18 protein-coding genes are annotated in these 15,808 nt (G+C 64.5%); 17 read left to right on the forward strand and 1 reads right to left on the reverse strand.

Going from position 1 to position 15,808, the window contains the following annotated elements; translation table 11 throughout:
- The first annotated feature begins 158 nt into the window (after positions 1–158).
- Complete coding sequence (glnL, locus tag ACYCFC_RS16490) at positions 159–1,235, forward strand: nitrogen regulation protein NR(II) (protein WP_459652261.1); 1,077 nt, start codon at positions 159–161, stop codon at positions 1,233–1,235.
- Between the two features lie 2 nt (positions 1,236–1,237).
- Positions 1,238–2,665, forward strand: a complete 1,428-nt coding sequence (ntrC, locus tag ACYCFC_RS16495) for a nitrogen regulation protein NR(I) (protein WP_459652262.1) — start codon at positions 1,238–1,240, stop codon at positions 2,663–2,665.
- A 35-nt stretch (positions 2,666–2,700) separates the two neighbouring features.
- Here the strand turns inward: ntrC and ACYCFC_RS16500 are convergent, their stop codons facing one another.
- Entirely contained in the window at positions 2,701–3,162 is a 462-nt protein-coding gene (locus ACYCFC_RS16500; protein ID WP_459652263.1) for a hypothetical protein, read from the reverse strand.
- Between ACYCFC_RS16500 and trmL the strand changes: the two genes are divergently transcribed.
- From trmL to ACYCFC_RS16575, 15 genes are all read left to right on the forward strand, one after another.
- The gene (gene trmL, locus ACYCFC_RS16505; protein ID WP_459652264.1) at positions 3,161–3,622 is read left to right on the forward strand and encodes a tRNA (uridine(34)/cytosine(34)/5-carboxymethylaminomethyluridine(34)-2'-O)-methyltransferase TrmL; all 462 of its coding nucleotides are present in this window, start codon (positions 3,161–3,163) and stop codon (positions 3,620–3,622) included. The two genes, ACYCFC_RS16500 and trmL, sit on opposite strands and share 2 nt — an antisense overlap.
- A gap of 103 nt (positions 3,623–3,725) precedes the next feature.
- Complete coding sequence (locus tag ACYCFC_RS16510) at positions 3,726–6,035, forward strand: FdhF/YdeP family oxidoreductase (RefSeq protein WP_459652265.1); 2,310 nt, start codon at positions 3,726–3,728, stop codon at positions 6,033–6,035.
- A gap of 187 nt (positions 6,036–6,222) precedes the next feature.
- Positions 6,223–6,759: an ATP-dependent protease subunit HslV gene (hslV, locus tag ACYCFC_RS16515; RefSeq protein WP_256051602.1), complete on the forward strand. Its 537-nt coding sequence runs from the start codon at positions 6,223–6,225 to the stop codon at positions 6,757–6,759.
- A gap of 26 nt (positions 6,760–6,785) precedes the next feature.
- Positions 6,786–8,126, forward strand: a complete 1,341-nt coding sequence (hslU, locus tag ACYCFC_RS16520; protein WP_459652266.1) for an ATP-dependent protease ATPase subunit HslU — start codon at positions 6,786–6,788, stop codon at positions 8,124–8,126.
- Positions 8,127–8,323: 197 nt separating this feature from the next.
- On the forward strand, positions 8,324–8,698 hold the full coding sequence (locus ACYCFC_RS16525) for a gamma-butyrobetaine hydroxylase family protein (RefSeq protein ID WP_181075840.1): 375 nt from the start codon (positions 8,324–8,326) through the stop codon (positions 8,696–8,698).
- Positions 8,699–8,849: 151 nt separating this feature from the next.
- Positions 8,850–9,719 (forward strand): alpha/beta fold hydrolase, encoded by an 870-nt coding sequence (locus ACYCFC_RS16530; RefSeq protein WP_459652267.1) that lies wholly within the window; start codon positions 8,850–8,852, stop codon positions 9,717–9,719.
- Positions 9,720–9,871: 152 nt separating this feature from the next.
- Positions 9,872–10,642, forward strand: a complete 771-nt coding sequence (ubiE, locus tag ACYCFC_RS16535) for a bifunctional demethylmenaquinone methyltransferase/2-methoxy-6-polyprenyl-1,4-benzoquinol methylase UbiE (RefSeq protein WP_181085704.1) — start codon at positions 9,872–9,874, stop codon at positions 10,640–10,642.
- Positions 10,642–11,265 carry a ubiquinone biosynthesis accessory factor UbiJ gene (locus ACYCFC_RS16540; RefSeq protein ID WP_459652268.1) on the forward strand — a complete coding sequence of 208 codons (624 nt, stop codon included), beginning with the start codon at positions 10,642–10,644 and terminating at the stop codon, positions 11,263–11,265. Before ubiE ends, ACYCFC_RS16540 begins: the two co-directional genes overlap by 1 nt.
- The gene (gene ubiB / locus ACYCFC_RS16545) at positions 11,262–12,872 is read left to right on the forward strand and encodes a ubiquinone biosynthesis regulatory protein kinase UbiB (RefSeq protein WP_459652269.1); all 1,611 of its coding nucleotides are present in this window, start codon (positions 11,262–11,264) and stop codon (positions 12,870–12,872) included. Before ACYCFC_RS16540 ends, ubiB begins: the two co-directional genes overlap by 4 nt.
- 49 nt (positions 12,873–12,921) lie before the next feature.
- The gene (hisI, locus tag ACYCFC_RS16550) at positions 12,922–13,317 is read left to right on the forward strand and encodes a phosphoribosyl-AMP cyclohydrolase (protein ID WP_459652270.1); all 396 of its coding nucleotides are present in this window, start codon (positions 12,922–12,924) and stop codon (positions 13,315–13,317) included.
- Positions 13,310–13,642, forward strand: coding sequence for a phosphoribosyl-ATP diphosphatase (locus tag ACYCFC_RS16555; RefSeq protein ID WP_181085711.1), 333 nt, complete (start codon positions 13,310–13,312; stop codon positions 13,640–13,642). Before hisI ends, ACYCFC_RS16555 begins: the two co-directional genes overlap by 8 nt.
- A 22-nt stretch (positions 13,643–13,664) precedes the next feature.
- Positions 13,665–13,895 carry a twin-arginine translocase TatA/TatE family subunit gene (gene tatA / locus ACYCFC_RS16560; protein ID WP_459652271.1) on the forward strand — a complete coding sequence of 77 codons (231 nt, stop codon included), beginning with the start codon at positions 13,665–13,667 and terminating at the stop codon, positions 13,893–13,895.
- A gap of 3 nt (positions 13,896–13,898) precedes the next feature.
- Complete coding sequence (tatB, locus tag ACYCFC_RS16565; RefSeq protein ID WP_181085715.1) at positions 13,899–14,261, forward strand: Sec-independent protein translocase protein TatB; 363 nt, start codon at positions 13,899–13,901, stop codon at positions 14,259–14,261.
- Positions 14,258–15,058, forward strand: coding sequence for a twin-arginine translocase subunit TatC (gene tatC, locus ACYCFC_RS16570; RefSeq protein ID WP_181085717.1), 801 nt, complete (start codon positions 14,258–14,260; stop codon positions 15,056–15,058). Before tatB ends, tatC begins: the two co-directional genes overlap by 4 nt.
- Positions 15,055–15,762 (forward strand): 16S rRNA (uracil(1498)-N(3))-methyltransferase, encoded by a 708-nt coding sequence (locus tag ACYCFC_RS16575; RefSeq protein ID WP_459652272.1) that lies wholly within the window; start codon positions 15,055–15,057, stop codon positions 15,760–15,762. The genes tatC and ACYCFC_RS16575 overlap by 4 nt, the downstream gene beginning before the upstream one ends.
- The last annotated feature ends 46 nt before the right edge of the window (positions 15,763–15,808 follow it).

Consider the following 15,808-nt stretch of genomic DNA (forward strand, 5'->3'; position numbering starts at 1 on the left):
GCATTCTATGCACCTAAATGGTGCATAGACGTACCCGCTCGCCCCGTTTCATTTCCCTCCCGAACGCGCCGCTCTGGTGCATGGCGCTTCTCGCCGAAGAAATGAACACTTGGTTTGCTTCTTGCATTTTCCGCACCTCATACCGGATGCAGACAGCCATGATCAATGAAGCCCTGCAACGCCTGCTGATCGAGAACCTGACCACCGCGACCCTGCTGCTGGATTCACGTCTGCACGTGGAGTACATGAATCCGGCCGCTGAAATGCTGCTCGCCGTCAGCGGTCAGCGCAGCCATGGGCAGTTCATCAGCGAGCTGTTCACCGAATCGGCAGAAGCGCTGGCCTCCTTGCGCCAGGCGGTGGAAGAGGCGCACCCCTTTACCAAGCGCGAAGCGACGCTGACCTCTGCCAGCGGCCAGTCGCTGACGGTCGATTATGCGGTCACGCCCATCCTCAGCCGCCAGCAGACCAGGCTGCTGCTGGAAGTGCTGCCGCGCGACCGGCTGCTGCGCATCAGCAAGGAGGAGGCGCAGCTGTCCACCCACGAAACCACCCGCATGCTGGTGCGCGGCCTGGCCCACGAGATCAAGAACCCGCTCGGCGGCATTCGCGGCGCGGCGCAACTGCTGGCCCGCGAGCTGCCCGACGAGCACCTGACCGACTACACCGCCGTGATCATCGAGGAGGCCGACCGCTTGCGCAATCTGGTCGACCGTATGCTCGGCTCGAACAAGCTGCCGTCGTTGTCGATGACCAACATCCATGAAGTGCTGGAGCATGTCGCCAGCCTGATCGAAGCCGAATGCCAGGGCAGCCTCACCCTGGTGCGCGACTACGACCCGAGCATCCCGGAAGTGCTGATGGATCGCGAACAGATGATCCAGGCCGTGCTCAATATCATGCGCAACGCCATGCAGGCGCTGGCCGGCCAGAGCGGACTGGGTCTGGGCCGCCTGACCCTGCGCACTCGCACCCTGCGCCAGTTCACCATCGGCCATGTGCGCCATCGGCTGGTGGCGCGCATCGAGATCATCGACAACGGTCCGGGCATCCCCGCCGAACTGCAGAACACCCTGTTCTACCCCATGGTCAGTGGTCGCCCGGATGGTACCGGGCTGGGCCTGGCCATCACCCAGAACATCGTCAGCCAGCACCAGGGCCTGATCGAATGCGAGAGCCATCCCGGTCATACCGCGTTCTCTCTCTTCCTGCCGCTGGAACAAGGAGCCTCCTGAGCATGAGCCAAAGCGAAACCGTCTGGATCGTCGACGACGACCGCTCCATCCGCTGGGTACTGGAAAAGGCCCTGCAACAGGAAGGCATGACCACGCAGAGCTTCGACAGCGCCGATGGCGTGCTCGCCCGCCTGAGCCGCCAGCAGCCGGACGTGATCATCTCCGATATCCGCATGCCCGGCGCCAGCGGCCTGGAGATGCTGGCGCAGATCCGCAAGCAGTACCCGCGCCTGCCGGTGATCATCATGACCGCGCACTCGGACCTCGACAGCGCGGTGGCGTCCTACCAGGGCGGGGCCTTCGAGTACCTGCCCAAGCCCTTCGATGTCGATGATGCGGTATCGCTGGTCAAGCGCGCCCATCAGCACACGCAAGAGCAGCAGAATCTGCAGGAGCCGCCGGATCACCACCACACCCCTGAAATAATCGGCGAAGCCCCGGCGATGCAGGAGGTGTTCCGCGCCATCGGTCGCCTCAGCCACTCCAATATCACCGTACTGATCAACGGCGAGTCCGGCACCGGCAAGGAGCTGGTCGCCCACGCCCTGCACCGCCACAGCCCGCGTGCCGCCTCACCGTTTATCGCGCTGAACATGGCGGCGATCCCCAAGGACCTGATGGAGTCCGAGCTGTTCGGCCACGAGAAGGGCGCCTTCACCGGCGCCGCCAACCAGCGCCGTGGCCGCTTCGAGCAGGCCGATGGCGGCACATTGTTCCTTGACGAGATCGGCGACATGCCGGCCGATACCCAGACCCGCCTGCTGCGGGTGCTGGCCGATGGCGAGTTCTACCGGGTCGGCGGGCATACTCCGGTGCGGGTCGATGTGCGCATCATCGCCGCCACCCATCAGGACCTCGAAAACCTGGTGCAGGCCGGCAAGTTTCGCGAAGACCTGTTCCACCGCCTGAATGTCATCCGCATCCATATTCCCCGGCTGGCGGATCGCCGCGAGGATATTCCGGCGCTGGCCGAGCACTTTCTCGCCAGCGCCGCACAGGAACTGGCGGTGGAGACCAAGCTGCTCAAGCCCGACACGGCGCAGTACCTGCAAAATCTGCCGTGGCCAGGCAACGTGCGGCAGCTGGAGAATACCTGCCGCTGGCTCACGGTGATGGCCTCGGGACGCGAAGTGCATGTCGCCGACCTGCCCCCGGAGCTGCTCAACCAGCCCACCCATGCCATGCCGGCGCACAGCTGGGAACAGGCGCTGCGCCACTGGGCTGACCACGCGCTGACGCGCGGCCAGTCCGGCCTGCTCGATGAAGCCGTGCCGGCCTTCGAGCGGATCATGATCGAAACGGCGCTCAAGCACACCGCCGGTCGCCGCCGCGACGCCGCCCTGCTGCTCGGCTGGGGCCGCAACACCCTGACCCGCAAGATCAAGGAACTGGGCATGGGCGATGGCGGGGAAGATGAGGATGAGGAATGAAAGCCCGCTTGTCGGGTCGGTGAAGCGTAACCGACCTACAGGCTTGCCGTTTGCAGCTTCAAGTCCAACACCCAATCACCGCCCGCTTCCCCTTCGGTCGCCTGCACCCGCAGCGGCCTCAAGGCGACCAGATGCAGGGTCAGGCCGTGCTCGGCGGGCTGCACACGCCAGCGAATGCTCTGGCCATTGAGCATCAGTTGCCCGGCGCGCTCGCGGCCCTGGGCCTGCAGCAGCAGGGCATAGGCGCCATCGACGGATGCCTGCCGATAGACCGTCTGCACATTGAAGCGCAGTCGCAGGCTGTCCTCGAAGGTTTCCACGTCGATCAGCCGTGCCGGCTCCGGCGTCGTCAGCCGACCAATCATCATGCCCACCAGCAGACCGATCAGCACCAGGGACGCGAAAAAGCGCCGGCGCAGGCGCGGTCGCGGGTCGTCCGCCGCAGGATCGCCTGCCGCAGTAGAATGTTCGCCGTTTTCAGATTCGGTGCCAGCCATGTTCCACGTGATCCTTTTCCAACCGGAAATCCCGCCCAATACCGGCAACATTATCAGGCTCTGCGCCAATGCCGGCTGCAGCCTGCACCTGATCGAACCGCTGGGCTTCGAGCTGGACGACAAGCGTCTGCGCCGCGCCGGGCTGGATTATCACGAATACGCGCCGCTCAAGCGTCACGCCGATCTGGACAGCTGCCTGGCCAGCCTTGGCCATCCGCGCCTGTTCGGCTTTACCACCAAAGGCTCGCAGGCCTTTCATGACGTCGCCTTCCAGCGCGGCGATGCCTTTCTGTTCGGCCCCGAAAGCCGTGGCCTCCCGGCTGATATCCGCGATGCCCTGCCCATCGAACGACGCCTGCGCCTGCCAATGCGCCCCGACTGCCGTAGCCTGAATCTCTCCAACACCGTGGCGGTCGCCGTCTATGAAGCCTGGCGCCAGCTTGGCTTCGCCATGGATTAACAGGCCGTTGAGCCGAAAGAAGCATACATACTTCAAGGCTGAACATTTCGCACCACACCGCGTCGTAACTTGTGCCTCCCCGGCAAAGACCAAGGAGCACGCCGTGAGCCAACCCACCTTCAAGCCCTATCACGCACCTTCCGGCGGCTGGGGCTCGGCCTATTCGGTCGCCAATATCCTGATCCGCGAGAAGATCCCGCTGTCCGGCGCCTCGCTGCTGCTCAGGCAGAACAAGCCCATCGACGGCTTCGCCTGCGTCAGTTGCGCCTGGGCCAAGCCGCACCCGGCGCGCCCCCTGTCGTTCTGCGAGAACGGCGCCAAGGCCACCGCCTGGGAAAATACCAGTCGCCGCTGCGGCCCGGAATTCTTCGCCACGCACACCGTCAGCGAGCTGCTCAACTGGACCGACTTCGATCTGGAGCACCAGGGCCGCCTGACCCACCCCATGCGCTACGACGCCACCAGCGACAAGTACAAGCCCGTCAGCTGGGACAGTGCCTTCGCCGAGATCGGACAGCAAATGAAAGCCATGAGCGACCCCAACCAGGTGGTCTTCTACATGTCCGGTCGCGCTTCGCTGGAAACCGCCTACATGTATGGCGTGCTGGCGCGGATGTACGGCACCAACAACCTGCCCGACAGCTCCAACATGTGCCATGAAAGCACCTCGGTGGCGTTGCCGGAGAGCATCGGCGTGCCGGTGGCGACCGTCACCCTGAACGACATGGAAAAGACCGACGGGCTGTTCTTCTTCGGCCAGAACACCGGCACCTCCAGCCCGCGCATGCTGCATGAACTGCAGGAGGCGCGGAAACGCGACGCGCAGATCATCACCTTCAACCCCATCCGCGAGCGCGGGCTGGAGCGTTTCGTCGATCCGCAATCGCCCACGCAAATGCTCACCCCGGACAGCACGGTGATCAGCACCCAGTATCATCAACTGGCCATTGGCGGGGATATCGCCGCCGTCACCGGCATCTGCAAGGCGCTGTTCGCCATGGACGACGAGGCGCAGGCAAGCGGCAGGCCACGGGTGCTGGATGTCGAGTTCATTGCCCAGCACACTCACGGCTTCGACGCCTTCGAGCAGCGCGTGCGCAGCTATGCCTGGCCGGTGCTGGAGCGCCGCGCGGGCCTCAGCCGCACGGCGATGGAAGCTGCCGCCACCGCCTACGCCGGCTGCCAGCGGGTGATCGTCGCCTACGGCATGGGCATCACCCAGCATCGGCATGGCGTCGAGGCGGTGCAGATGCTGGTCAACCTGCTCCTGCTGCGCGGCAACATGGGCAAGGAAGGCGCCGGCATTCTCCCGGTGCGCGGCCATTCCAACGTGCAGGGCCAGCGCACCGTCGGCATCACCGAAAAGGCGGCGAAGGCGCCGGTCGACAACCTGCGCCGGCAGTTCGGTTTCGAGCCGCCGAGCGAGGATGGCGTCAATACCGTCGAAGCCTGCGAGGGCATCATCAACGGGCGCATCCGGGGCTTTATCGCCATGGGTGGCAATTTCGTCCGCGCGGTGCCCGATACCTCGCAGATCGAACCTGCCTGGCGCCACCTGCGCCTGTCGGTGCAGGTGTCCACCAAGCTCAACCGCAGCCATCTGATTACCGGCGAGGTGTCCTATATCCTGCCGTGCCTGGGCCGCACCGAGATCGACCGCCAGGCCACGGGCGAGCAACGCAACACCACCGAAGACAGCACCGCCTGCATTCACGCCTGGCGCGGCGTGGCGGAACCTGCCGGCGAGCTGCTGCTGTCGGAGCCGGCCATCGTCGCGCGCCTGGCCAAGGCCGCGCTGGCGCCCAACCCGAACCTGGACTGGGACGCCTGGGTCGGCGACTACAGCCTGATCCGCGACGCCATCGCCGAGAGCTATCCCGAGATCTTCCACGACTTCAACCGGCGCATGATGGAGCCCGGCGGCTTCCATCGACCGCTCGGCGCCAGCCAGCGCCAGTGGGATACGGAAACCGGCAAGGCCAACTTCATCAACCCGCCGCAGCTGGAGCAGAATCCCGATACCGAAGCCGGCGGCCACGAGCGCCACGATGTGCTGCAACTGATGACGCTGCGCAGCAACGACCAGTTCAATACCACCGTGTATGGCTACAACGACCGCTTCCGCGGCATCCATGGCACGCGCATGGTGATCCTGATGAACCGCAACGACATCGTCCGCCTGGGCCTGGCCGAAGGCGACCAGATCGAAGCGATGACCGAGGTCGACGATGGCCTGCATCGCTCGGTCGGCCCCCTGCGCGTGACGCCCTACGACATTCCCGAAGGCTGCTGCGCCAGCTACTACCCCGAGTGCAACGTGCTGCTGCCGGTCTGGCATCACGCCAAGCGCAGCAAGGTGCCGGCGGCGAAATCGATTCCGGTGCGTCTGCGCAAGGTCATCGCCGCGGCCTGAAACCGAACGCGACCTCCGCCGCACCCCGCCCTGTAGGGCCGCATTCATTCGGCCACGGGAGGGGCAAAGGCCGAACAAGTTCGGCCCTACCAGAGCGGGCGTGAGCCGACCGGTTGAAAAGCCTCGCTGCCTCCCCCATATCAAGCGAATTCGGGCATTCATCGCCCCGCCGCGTGGAGATTTTCCCTTGACCACCATCGTTTCAGTACGCCGCAACGGCAAAGTCGTCATGGGCGGCGACGGCCAGGTTTCCCTGGGCAACACCGTCATGAAGGGCAACGCCAAGAAGGTCCGGCGCCTCTATCATGGCCAGGTGCTGGCCGGTTTTGCCGGCGCCACCGCCGACGCCTTCACCCTGTTCGAGCGCTTCGAGGGCCAGCTGGAAAAACACCAGGGCCATCTGGTGCGGGCCGCCGTCGAGCTGGCCAAGGACTGGCGCACCGACCGTTCCCTCAGCCGCCTGGAAGCCATGCTCGCCGTGGCCAACAAGGACGCATCCTTGATCATCACCGGCAATGGCGACGTGGTGCAGCCCGAGGACGACCTGATCGCCATGGGCTCGGGCGGCGGTTTCGCCCAGGCGGCGGCCATGGCGCTGATGCGCAAGGGCGGCGAAGAGATGTCCGCCCAGGAAATCGCCGAGACCGCGCTGAACATCGCCGGCAGCATCTGCGTCTTCACCAATCAGAATCTGACCATAGAGGAACTGGATAGCGCCATCTGAGCGCGTCCGCTTCCGGAGTACCGAACATGTCCATGACGCCCCGCGAGATCGTCCACGAACTCAACCGCCACATCATCGGCCAGGACGACGCCAAGCGCGCCGTGGCCATCGCCCTGCGCAACCGCTGGCGGCGCATGCAGCTGTCCGCCGAGCTGCGCCCTGAAGTCACCCCGAAGAACATCCTGATGATCGGCCCCACTGGCGTGGGCAAGACCGAGATCGCCCGGCGTCTGGCCAAACTGGCCAACGCGCCCTTTATCAAGGTGGAAGCGACCAAGTTCACCGAAGTCGGCTATGTCGGTCGCGATGTCGAGTCCATCATCCGCGACCTGGCCGACGCCGCGCTGAAGATGCTGCGCGAGCAGGAAGTGCAGAAGATGCAGCACCGCGCCGAAGATGCCGCCGAAGAGCGCATCCTCGACGCCCTGCTGCCGCCGGCACGCCCTGGTTTCAACGAAGACCCTGCGCCGAGCAGCGATTCCAACACCCGCCAGCTGTTCCGCAAGCGCCTGCGCGAAGGCCAGCTGGACGACAAGGAAATCGACATCGAGGTCGCCGAAAGCCCCGCTGGCGTCGAGATCATGGCCCCACCCGGCATGGAAGAGATGACCAGCCAGTTGCAGAACCTCTTCGCCAACATGGGCAAGGGCAAGAAGAAGAGCCGCAAGTTGAAGATCAAGGAAGCCTTCAAGCTGGTGCGCGACGAGGAAGCCGCACGCCTGGTCAACGAGGAAGAACTCAAGGCCCGCGCGCTGGAAGCGGTGGAACAGAACGGCATCGTCTTCATCGACGAGATCGACAAGGTCGCCAAGCGCGGCAACACCGGCGGCGCCGACGTGTCCCGCGAGGGTGTGCAGCGCGACCTTTTGCCGCTGATCGAGGGCAGCACGGTCAACACCAAGCTGGGCATGGTCAAGACCGACCATATCCTGTTCATCGCCAGCGGCGCCTTCCACCTGTCCAAGCCGAGCGATCTGGTGCCTGAATTGCAGGGCCGCCTGCCGATTCGCGTGGAGCTCAAGGCGTTGTCGCCGGAAGACTTCGAGCGCATCCTCAGCGAACCGCACGCCTCGCTCACCGAACAGTACCGCGAGCTGCTGAAGACCGAAGGGCTGCATATCGAATTCGCCGCCGACGGCATCAAGCGCCTGGCCGAGATCGCCTGGCAGGTCAACGAGAAGACCGAGAACATCGGTGCACGCCGCCTGCACACCCTGCTCGAACGCCTGCTGGAGGAAGTCTCCTTCAGCGCCGGCGACCTGGCCGGCCAGCAGAACGGCGAGCCGATCCGCATCGACACCGCCTACGTCAACGAGCACCTGGGCGAGCTGGCGGCAGACGAGGATCTTTCGCGTTACATCCTTTAAGCACGGGCCAGGCGTAGGGCGGATCAATGCTTCACCGATCCGCCGAACGAAGGTTCCAGCGGGTAAGATGTTACTGGCTTGCACGTCGGATGACGCTTCGCCCCCGGATTACGCCTACGGCTAATCCAGGCTACGGCTGGACGAAAAAGCGTCCGTCGTTCAGCCTCCCAGCCCCCAGTCTCTTTTCGGTTTTTCTCATGCGCATCCCCACTCAGATAAAACTCCGCAAGGCCTCGAAAACCCTGGAACTGGAATACGGCCCCAACGAGCGCTACAGCCTGCCGGCCGAGTTCCTCCGGGTGCATTCGCCCTCCGCCGAGGTCCAGGGCCACGGCAACCCGGTGCTGCAGACCGGCAAGATCAACGTCGCGCTGGAAGGCGTGGAGCCCGCCGGGCAGTACGCGCTGAAACTGACCTTCAGCGACGGCCATGACAGCGGCCTCTACAGCTGGGAATACCTCGACCATCTGTCGCGCAACCAGCAGTCACTCTGGGACGACTATCTCCAGGCCCTGGCCGACGCCGGCAAATCCCGCGACCCGGATATCTCGGCGGTCAAGCTGATGCTTTGAAAGGTGGCTCGGCTGCGCTGCATGGCAGCCACCCCTGACCTTCCCCGCCCAACGGCAGCGGAAACGATGAGCAGGCCGACACGCACACGGTCAAAGCTCAGGTTCGAACGTAGTCAATCGCCCATCACCTGCGACTACCGGAGCCCTAGCCATGTCCGTCTGCCATGTTACCCACCATCATCTCGATCTCGACGGCATCGACGTCTTCTACCGCGCCGCCGGGCCGCAGGACGCGCCTGTCGTGCTACTGCCTCACGGATACCCGTGCTCCTCCTATGAATTCAGGGGCCTCATGCCGTTGCTCGCCGACCGCTGGCGGCTGCTCGCGCCGGATTTCCCAGGCTGCGGCTACAGCGCGACGCCGGACGACTTCGCCTACGATTTCGACGGCTATGCCGATTTTCTCGAGCGCTTCACCCGCCAGCTGGGCATCGAGCGCTTCGCGCTCTACCTGCACGACTTCGGTTCGCAGATCGGCCTGCGCCTGGCCATCGCCCAGCCGCAGCGCATTACCGCGCTGATCGTGCAGAACGGCGACATCTACGAGGACCAACTGGGGCCCAAGTACGCCGCGCTGCAACGCTTCTTCGCCAACCCGACCCCGCAGGCGCGCGCCGGGCTGGCCGACGCGGTCAGCCTCGAAGGCTTCGAGGAAGAGTTTCTCAACGAAGTGGAGCCGGAACTGGCCAAGCGCATCCCGCCGGATCTCTGGCACCTGCATTGGGCGCTCATGTCGCCGCGGCGCAAGGAAATCGCGGTGCAGGTGATCGCGGGGCTCAAGGAGAACCTGACCTGGTTTCCCCGCTACCAGGCGTACCTGCGTGACCATCAGCCTCCCACCCTGATCGTCTGGGGCCCTCGCGACGGCTACATGCCCGAAGGGTCGGCACGGGCCTACCTGCGCGACCTGCCGAACGCCGAGCTGCACCTGTTCGAGGATGGCGGCCATTGGCTGCTGGAAACCCACCTCGATGAAGTGGCGCGCCTGTCGCGGGATTTCCTGGAGCGGAGTCAGCGCTGAACGCGGAGCGCACTCGACCACGGTCTGGCAAGCGGCAATCCGCACGATGGAGGCCGAACGCCCCGGACAAATTTTCTCGAGGCTTGCCGCTTGAAGCTCACCGCTGCCTTTTAGGTTTAGAATGCCCCGCACATTCTTCCGGTGACAGTGACATGACCGATCCTCGCAAAGAGCATGACGCAGAACCCACCACCCACTTCGGCTACAAGAACGTGGCGGAGAGCGAAAAAGCGCACAAGGTGGCCGAGGTTTTCCATTCCGTGGCCGCCAAGTACGACCTGATGAACGACCTGATGTCCGGCGGCGTGCATCGCCTCTGGAAGCGTTTCACCATCGAGTTGTCGGGCGTGCGGCACGGCAACCGCGTGCTGGACATCGCTGGCGGCACCGGCGATCTGGCGCGGCAGTTCTCGCGCATCGTCGGCCCCACCGGCGAAGTGGTGCTGGCCGACATCAATGCCTCGATGCTCAGGGTCGGTCGCGACAAGCTGCTGGACAAGGGCGTGGCGGGCAACATCAGCTTCGTCCAGGCCGACGCCGAGAAGCTGCCCTTCCCGGACAATCACTTCGACGTGGTCACCATCGCCTTCGGTCTGCGCAACGTCACCCACAAGGAAGATGCCATCGCCTCGATGCTGCGGGTGCTCAAGCCGGGCGGACGGCTGCTGGTGCTGGAATTCTCCAAGCCCACCAATCCGCTGTTCTCCAAGGCCTACGATGCCTACTCGTTCAGCCTGCTGCCGATGATGGGTAAGCTGATCACCAACGATGCCGACAGCTACCGCTACCTGGCCGAGTCGATCCGCATGCACCCGGACCAGGAAACCCTCAAGGGCATGATGGCCGACGCCGGCTTCGAGCGTGTGACCTATCACAACATGACCGGCGGCATCGTCGCCCTGCATCGCGGCATCAAGCCCTGATGCTGCAGCTCGCCGTGCTGGCCGCAGCCGAACGCGGCATCAACCGCGTGCTGCGCCTGGACCCGAGCGCCCTGCCGCGACTGGCGCGGCTGAGCGGGCGCGTCATCGAGATCGACTGCACGGCGCCGGCCTGGCGCCTGTTCGTGCTGGCCGACGACGAAGGCCTGCGCCTGGCGAGCGACTGGGGCAGCGACGCCGATTGCCGTCTGCGCGCACCGGCATCGAGCCTGACGCACCTGGCTTTCAGCCGCAACAAGACCGCCGTGCTGCATGGACCCGAGGTGGAAATCGACGGTGACAGCGCCCTGCTGATGCAGCTTGCCGAGGTGCTGCAGGATCTGGAGCTGGACTGGGAATACGAGGTGTCGCGCTGGCTCGGGCCAGTCGCCAGCCAGTTTCTCAGCAGCAGCCTGCGCGGGCCGCTCGCCTGGGCCAGGCAAAGCGGCGACAGCCTGCGCCTGAACCTGGCCGATTATCTCAACGAGGAATCCCGTACCCTGGTCGGCGACAACGAAGCGCAAGCCCGCTTCGCCGAACTCGACCGACTCAAGCTGGCACTCGACCGCCTCGAAGCGCGGGTCGAACGCCTCACCCACTCCCTGCAACCAGATCAAGCCGAATGAAGCCGTTCGCCGCCATCCACCGCCTGTTCCGCATCCTGCTGGTGGTGATCCGCTACCGCCTGGACGACCTCATCCTCGATCTGCCGATGCCCTGGTGGCTGCGCGCGAGCAGCTATCTGCTGCCCTGGCGCTGGCTGCCACGGCGCTCCAGCGAACTGTCCCGCGGGGCGCGGCTGCGCCTGGCGCTGGAGGGACTGGGACCGATCTTCATCAAGTTCGGGCAGATTCTTTCCACCCGCCGCGACCTGCTGCCATTGGACATCGCCGAAGAGCTGGCGATGCTGCAGGACCGTGTACCGCCCTTCGATTCGGCCATCGCCACTGCCCTGATCGAGCGCCAGCTGGGCGCGCCGGTAGGCGAAGTGTTCGCCCGTTTCGACAGCACGCCGCTGGCCTCCGCCTCGGTGGCCCAGGTGCATGCGGCGCAACTGCGCAGCGGCGAGGAAGTGGTGGTCAAGGTGGTGCGGCCCAATCTCAAGCCGATCATCAATCAGGATCTGGCCTGGCTGTTCATGCTCGCCAGAACTGCCGAGCGCGCCTCCATCGACGCTCGCCGCCTGCATCTGGTGGAAGTGGTCGAGGATTACGCCAAGACCATCCACGACGAGCTCGACCTGCTGCGCGAAGCCGCCAACGCCAGCCAGCTCAGACGCAATTTCCAGGACTCGCCGCTGCTCTATGTACCGCAGATCCACTGGGACTACTGCCGCCCCCAGGTACTGGTGATGGAGCGCATCTACGGTGTGCCGGTCACTGACATGGCCAGGCTGGCCGAGCAGCGCACCGACATGAAGCAGCTGGCCGAGCGCGGCGTGGAGATCTTCTTCACCCAGGTCTTCCGCGACAGCTTCTTCCATGCCGACATGCACCCCGGCAATATCTTCGTCAGCACCCAGCAGCCGTGGAACCCGCAGTACATCGCGGTGGACTTCGGCATCGTCGGCAGCCTCACACCGGAAGACCAGGATTACCTGGCGCGCAATCTGATGGCCTTCTTCAAGCGCGACTACCGCAAGGTGGCGCAGCTGCACATCGATTCGGGCTGGGTGCCGGCGGAAACCAAGGTCAACGAGTTCGAGGCGGCGATCCGTACCGTATGCGAGCCGATCTTCGAGAAGCCGCTGAAGGACATCTCCTTCGGTCAGCTGCTGGTCCGGCTGTTCCAGGTGGCGCGGCGCTTCAACATGGAAGTGCAACCGCAGCTGGTGCTGTTGCAGAAGACCCTACTCAACATCGAAGGCCTGGGCCGCGAGCTGTATCCGGACCTGGACCTGTGGAGCACCGGCCAGCCCTACCTGGAACGCTGGATGCGCGAGCGCATGAGCCCCAGGCAGCTGCTGAAGAACGTGCAGGGCCAGATCGAGCAGATACCGCACCTGGCCGGCATGGCCCGCGAGCTACTCGAACACATGTCGCAGCCGCATGCCAACAATCCCGCACCGCCCTGGCGCGAGCGCCACCATGGCTGGTCGCTGCGACTGATTGGCGCAGTGCTGCTCGCCGGTGGCGCTGTTCTGGCTGCCGGCACCGAGTCATTCGTCACCTTCGGCAGTTGGCCGGCGTGGCTGATGCTGGGAGCCGGCGGGTACATCGTCGTGCGCCGATAGCCATGGCCGATTCGGGCTGGCACACTTGGCGCCATCAGCGGAGAAATCGATGAACTGGCTGGACGAGATCAAGTGGAACGCCGATGGCCTGGTTCCGGCCATCGCGCAGGATTACCAAACCGGGCGCATCCTGATGATGGCCTGGATGAACCGCGAAGCGCTGACGCTGACCACGCAGGAAAACCGCGCCATCTACTGGTCGCGCTCACGCGGCAAGCTGTGGCGCAAGGGCGAGGCGTCAGGACACATCCAGAAACTGCATGAGCTGCGCCTGGACTGCGACGCCGACGTGATCGTGCTGATGATCGAGCAACTGGGCGGCATCGCTTGCCATACCGGCCGGGAAAGCTGCTTCTACCGGGTGTTCGAGAATGGCGAATGGAAAACCGTCGAACCGGTCCTCAAGGACCCGCACGCCATCTATGCGGAGCACAAGCATGAGTGAAACCTTCGCCCGCCTGGCCGAGGTGCTGGAAGCCCGCAAGGGCGCCGAGCCGGACAGCTCCTACGTGGCCAGCCTGTACCACAAGGGCCTGAACAAGATTCTGGAAAAGGTTGGCGAGGAGTCGGTGGAAACCATCCTTGCAGCCAAGGATGCCGCCGCCAGCGGCGATGCCCGCGAGCTGATCGGTGAAACCGCAGATCTGTGGTTTCACAGCCTGGTCATGCTGGCCGCGCTCGACCAGCATCCCCAGGCGGTACTGGACGAACTGGACCGCCGCTTCGGCCTTTCCGGGCACGCGGAAAAAGCCGCGCGCCCGCACAACTGATTCATTTTTCGGAGGTAGCACCATGGGTTTCGGTGGAATAAGCGTCTGGCAACTCCTGATCATCCTGCTGATCGTCGTCATGCTGTTCGGCACCAAGCGCCTCAAGGGCCTGGGTTCGGACCTGGGTGATGCGATCAAGGGTTTCCGCAAGTCGATGGGCACCGATGAGGAAAAGCCCGGTGTCGAAGAGAAGCAGAGCCACACCATCGACGCCGAGGCCCGCAAGGTCGAAGATCCGACCAAGAAGAACTGAGGCATGTTCGATATCGGTTTCACTGAACTGCTCCTGGTCGGGTTGGTGGCCCTGTTCGTACTCGGCCCCGAGCGTCTGCCCGGCGCGGTGCGCACTGCCGGCTTGTGGGTAGGCCGCCTGAAACGCAGTTTCAGCAACATCAAGGCCGAGGTCGAGCGAGAGATCGGCGCCGACGAAATCCGCCGCCAGCTGCATAACGAGCGCATTCTCGACCTTGAGAAGGAGCTGAAGGAGAGCATCATGCCACCCTCCTCCAGCACCACCAAAGCCCCGACCGAATCGACTGAACCGGCCAAACCGACCGAAACGGCCACGCCTGTCGAATCAGCCCCCGCTCCTCGCACGGACAGATCCCCCGAACCATGAGTCACGATACCGGCACCGATCAGGAAATGCCCCTGATCGCTCACCTGACCGAACTGCGCAAGCGTCTACTGCGCTGCGTAGTGGCGATATTGCTGCTGTTCGCCGGCCTGTTCTATTTCTCGCAACAGATCTACGCTCTGGTGGCAGCGCCCCTGCGCACGTACTTGCCGGAAGGTGCGACCATGATCGCCACCGGCGTCGCCTCGCCGTTCCTGACACCGTTCAAGCTGACCCTGATGGTGTCGCTGTTTCTGTCGATGCCGGTGATCCTGCACCAGATCTGGGGCTTCATTGCCCCCGGCCTGTACAAGCATGAGAAGCGCATCGCCGTACCGCTGCTGATTTCCAGCATCATCCTGTTCTATGCCGGCATGGCATTCGCCTATTTCGTGGTCTTCCCCATCATGTTCGGCTTCTTCGCCAGCGTGACGCCCGAAGGCGTGGCAATGATGACCGATATCGGCCAATACCTGGATTTCGTGCTGACGCTGTTCTTCGCCTTCGGGGTGGCTTTCGAGATTCCGGTGGCGACCTTCCTGCTGATCTGGGTCGGCCTCGTCGATGTGGCGACACTGCGCAAGAGTCGTCCCTACGTGATCGTCGGCTGCTTCGCGATCGGCATGGTGCTGACGCCGCCCGACGTATTCTCGCAGACGCTGCTGGCTGTGCCGATGTGGCTGCTGTTCGAGGCTGGCGTGATCTGCGGCAGCATGATCAGCAAGCGCGAAGCGGAATTTCGCGGCGACGCCGATGAAGACAAGCCCGAGCGCGACCAACCACCCGTCTCGCGTCCGTGAACCTGCTGCTGCTGGAGCCGGCGGATTTCGTTGCCGCCGACCGGGTGCTGCTCGATGGCCGCCGGTTGAAGCACCTGCAGGAAGTCCACCGCGCCGAGGCCGGTGAAACCCTGCGGGTCGGCCTGCTTGGCGGCGAGATGGGCGAAGGCCGACTGCTGCGCCTGGACATGGCGTCTGCCGAGCTGCAGGTCACCTTCGACCAGCCACCACCAGCCAAGCTGCCCATCACCCTGCTGCTGGCCCTGCCGCGCCCGAAGATGCTCCGTCGCGTGCTGCAGACGGTCGCCACCATGGGCGTACCACGGCTGGTGCTGCTCAACAGCTATCGAGTGGAAAAGAGCTTCTGGCAGACGCCCTTTCTGGAGCCAGCAGCGATTCGTGAACAGCTGTTACTCGGCCTTGAACAGGCACGCGACACGGTGCTACCCGAGGTCATCATCGAAAAGCGCTTCAAGCCCTTCGTCGAGGACCGCCTGCCGCAGCTCACCGCCGGCAGCCTTGGACTGGTCGGTCATCCCGGTGATTTTCCGCACTGCCCACGCGCGGTGGAGCGCCCGGTCACCCTGGCCATCGGCCCCGAAGGCGGCTGGATACCCTATGAAGTGGAGAAGCTGAGCGAGGCCGGTCTCACGCCGGTGCAGCTGGGCGAACGCATCCTGCGGGTCGAGACCGCCGTCAGCGCGCTGCTGGCACGGCTTTTCTGAAGAGCCCGCCTGGCTGAACAAGCCATCTCGTCAGAACGCGAACCAG

Source organism: Stutzerimonas sp. NM35, assembly GCF_054604355.1.

What these genes read in the sequence shown, in the direction of transcription:
- glnL (WP_459652261.1), top strand. Translation starts at nt 159, where the DNA reads ATGATCAATGAAGCCCTGCAACGCCTGCTGATCGAGAACCTGACCACC.
- ntrC (WP_459652262.1), top strand. Translation starts at nt 1,238, where the DNA reads ATGAGCCAAAGCGAAACCGTCTGGATCGTCGACGACGACCGCTCCATC.
- trmL (WP_459652264.1), top strand. Translation starts at nt 3,161, where the DNA reads ATGTTCCACGTGATCCTTTTCCAACCGGAAATCCCGCCCAATACCGGC.
- ACYCFC_RS16500 (WP_459652263.1), bottom strand. Translation starts at nt 3,162, where the DNA reads ATGGCTGGCACCGAATCTGAAAACGGCGAACATTCTACTGCGGCAGGC.
- hslU (WP_459652266.1), top strand. Translation starts at nt 6,786, where the DNA reads ATGTCCATGACGCCCCGCGAGATCGTCCACGAACTCAACCGCCACATC.
- ACYCFC_RS16525 (WP_181075840.1), top strand. Translation starts at nt 8,324, where the DNA reads ATGCGCATCCCCACTCAGATAAAACTCCGCAAGGCCTCGAAAACCCTG.
- ACYCFC_RS16530 (WP_459652267.1), top strand. Translation starts at nt 8,850, where the DNA reads ATGTCCGTCTGCCATGTTACCCACCATCATCTCGATCTCGACGGCATC.
- ubiE (WP_181085704.1), top strand. Translation starts at nt 9,872, where the DNA reads ATGACCGATCCTCGCAAAGAGCATGACGCAGAACCCACCACCCACTTC.
- ACYCFC_RS16540 (WP_459652268.1), top strand. Translation starts at nt 10,642, where the DNA reads ATGCTGCAGCTCGCCGTGCTGGCCGCAGCCGAACGCGGCATCAACCGC.
- ubiB (WP_459652269.1), top strand. Translation starts at nt 11,262, where the DNA reads ATGAAGCCGTTCGCCGCCATCCACCGCCTGTTCCGCATCCTGCTGGTG.
- hisI (WP_459652270.1), top strand. Translation starts at nt 12,922, where the DNA reads ATGAACTGGCTGGACGAGATCAAGTGGAACGCCGATGGCCTGGTTCCG.
- ACYCFC_RS16555 (WP_181085711.1), top strand. Translation starts at nt 13,310, where the DNA reads ATGAGTGAAACCTTCGCCCGCCTGGCCGAGGTGCTGGAAGCCCGCAAG.
- tatA (WP_459652271.1), top strand. Translation starts at nt 13,665, where the DNA reads ATGGGTTTCGGTGGAATAAGCGTCTGGCAACTCCTGATCATCCTGCTG.
- tatB (WP_181085715.1), top strand. Translation starts at nt 13,899, where the DNA reads ATGTTCGATATCGGTTTCACTGAACTGCTCCTGGTCGGGTTGGTGGCC.
- tatC (WP_181085717.1), top strand. Translation starts at nt 14,258, where the DNA reads ATGAGTCACGATACCGGCACCGATCAGGAAATGCCCCTGATCGCTCAC.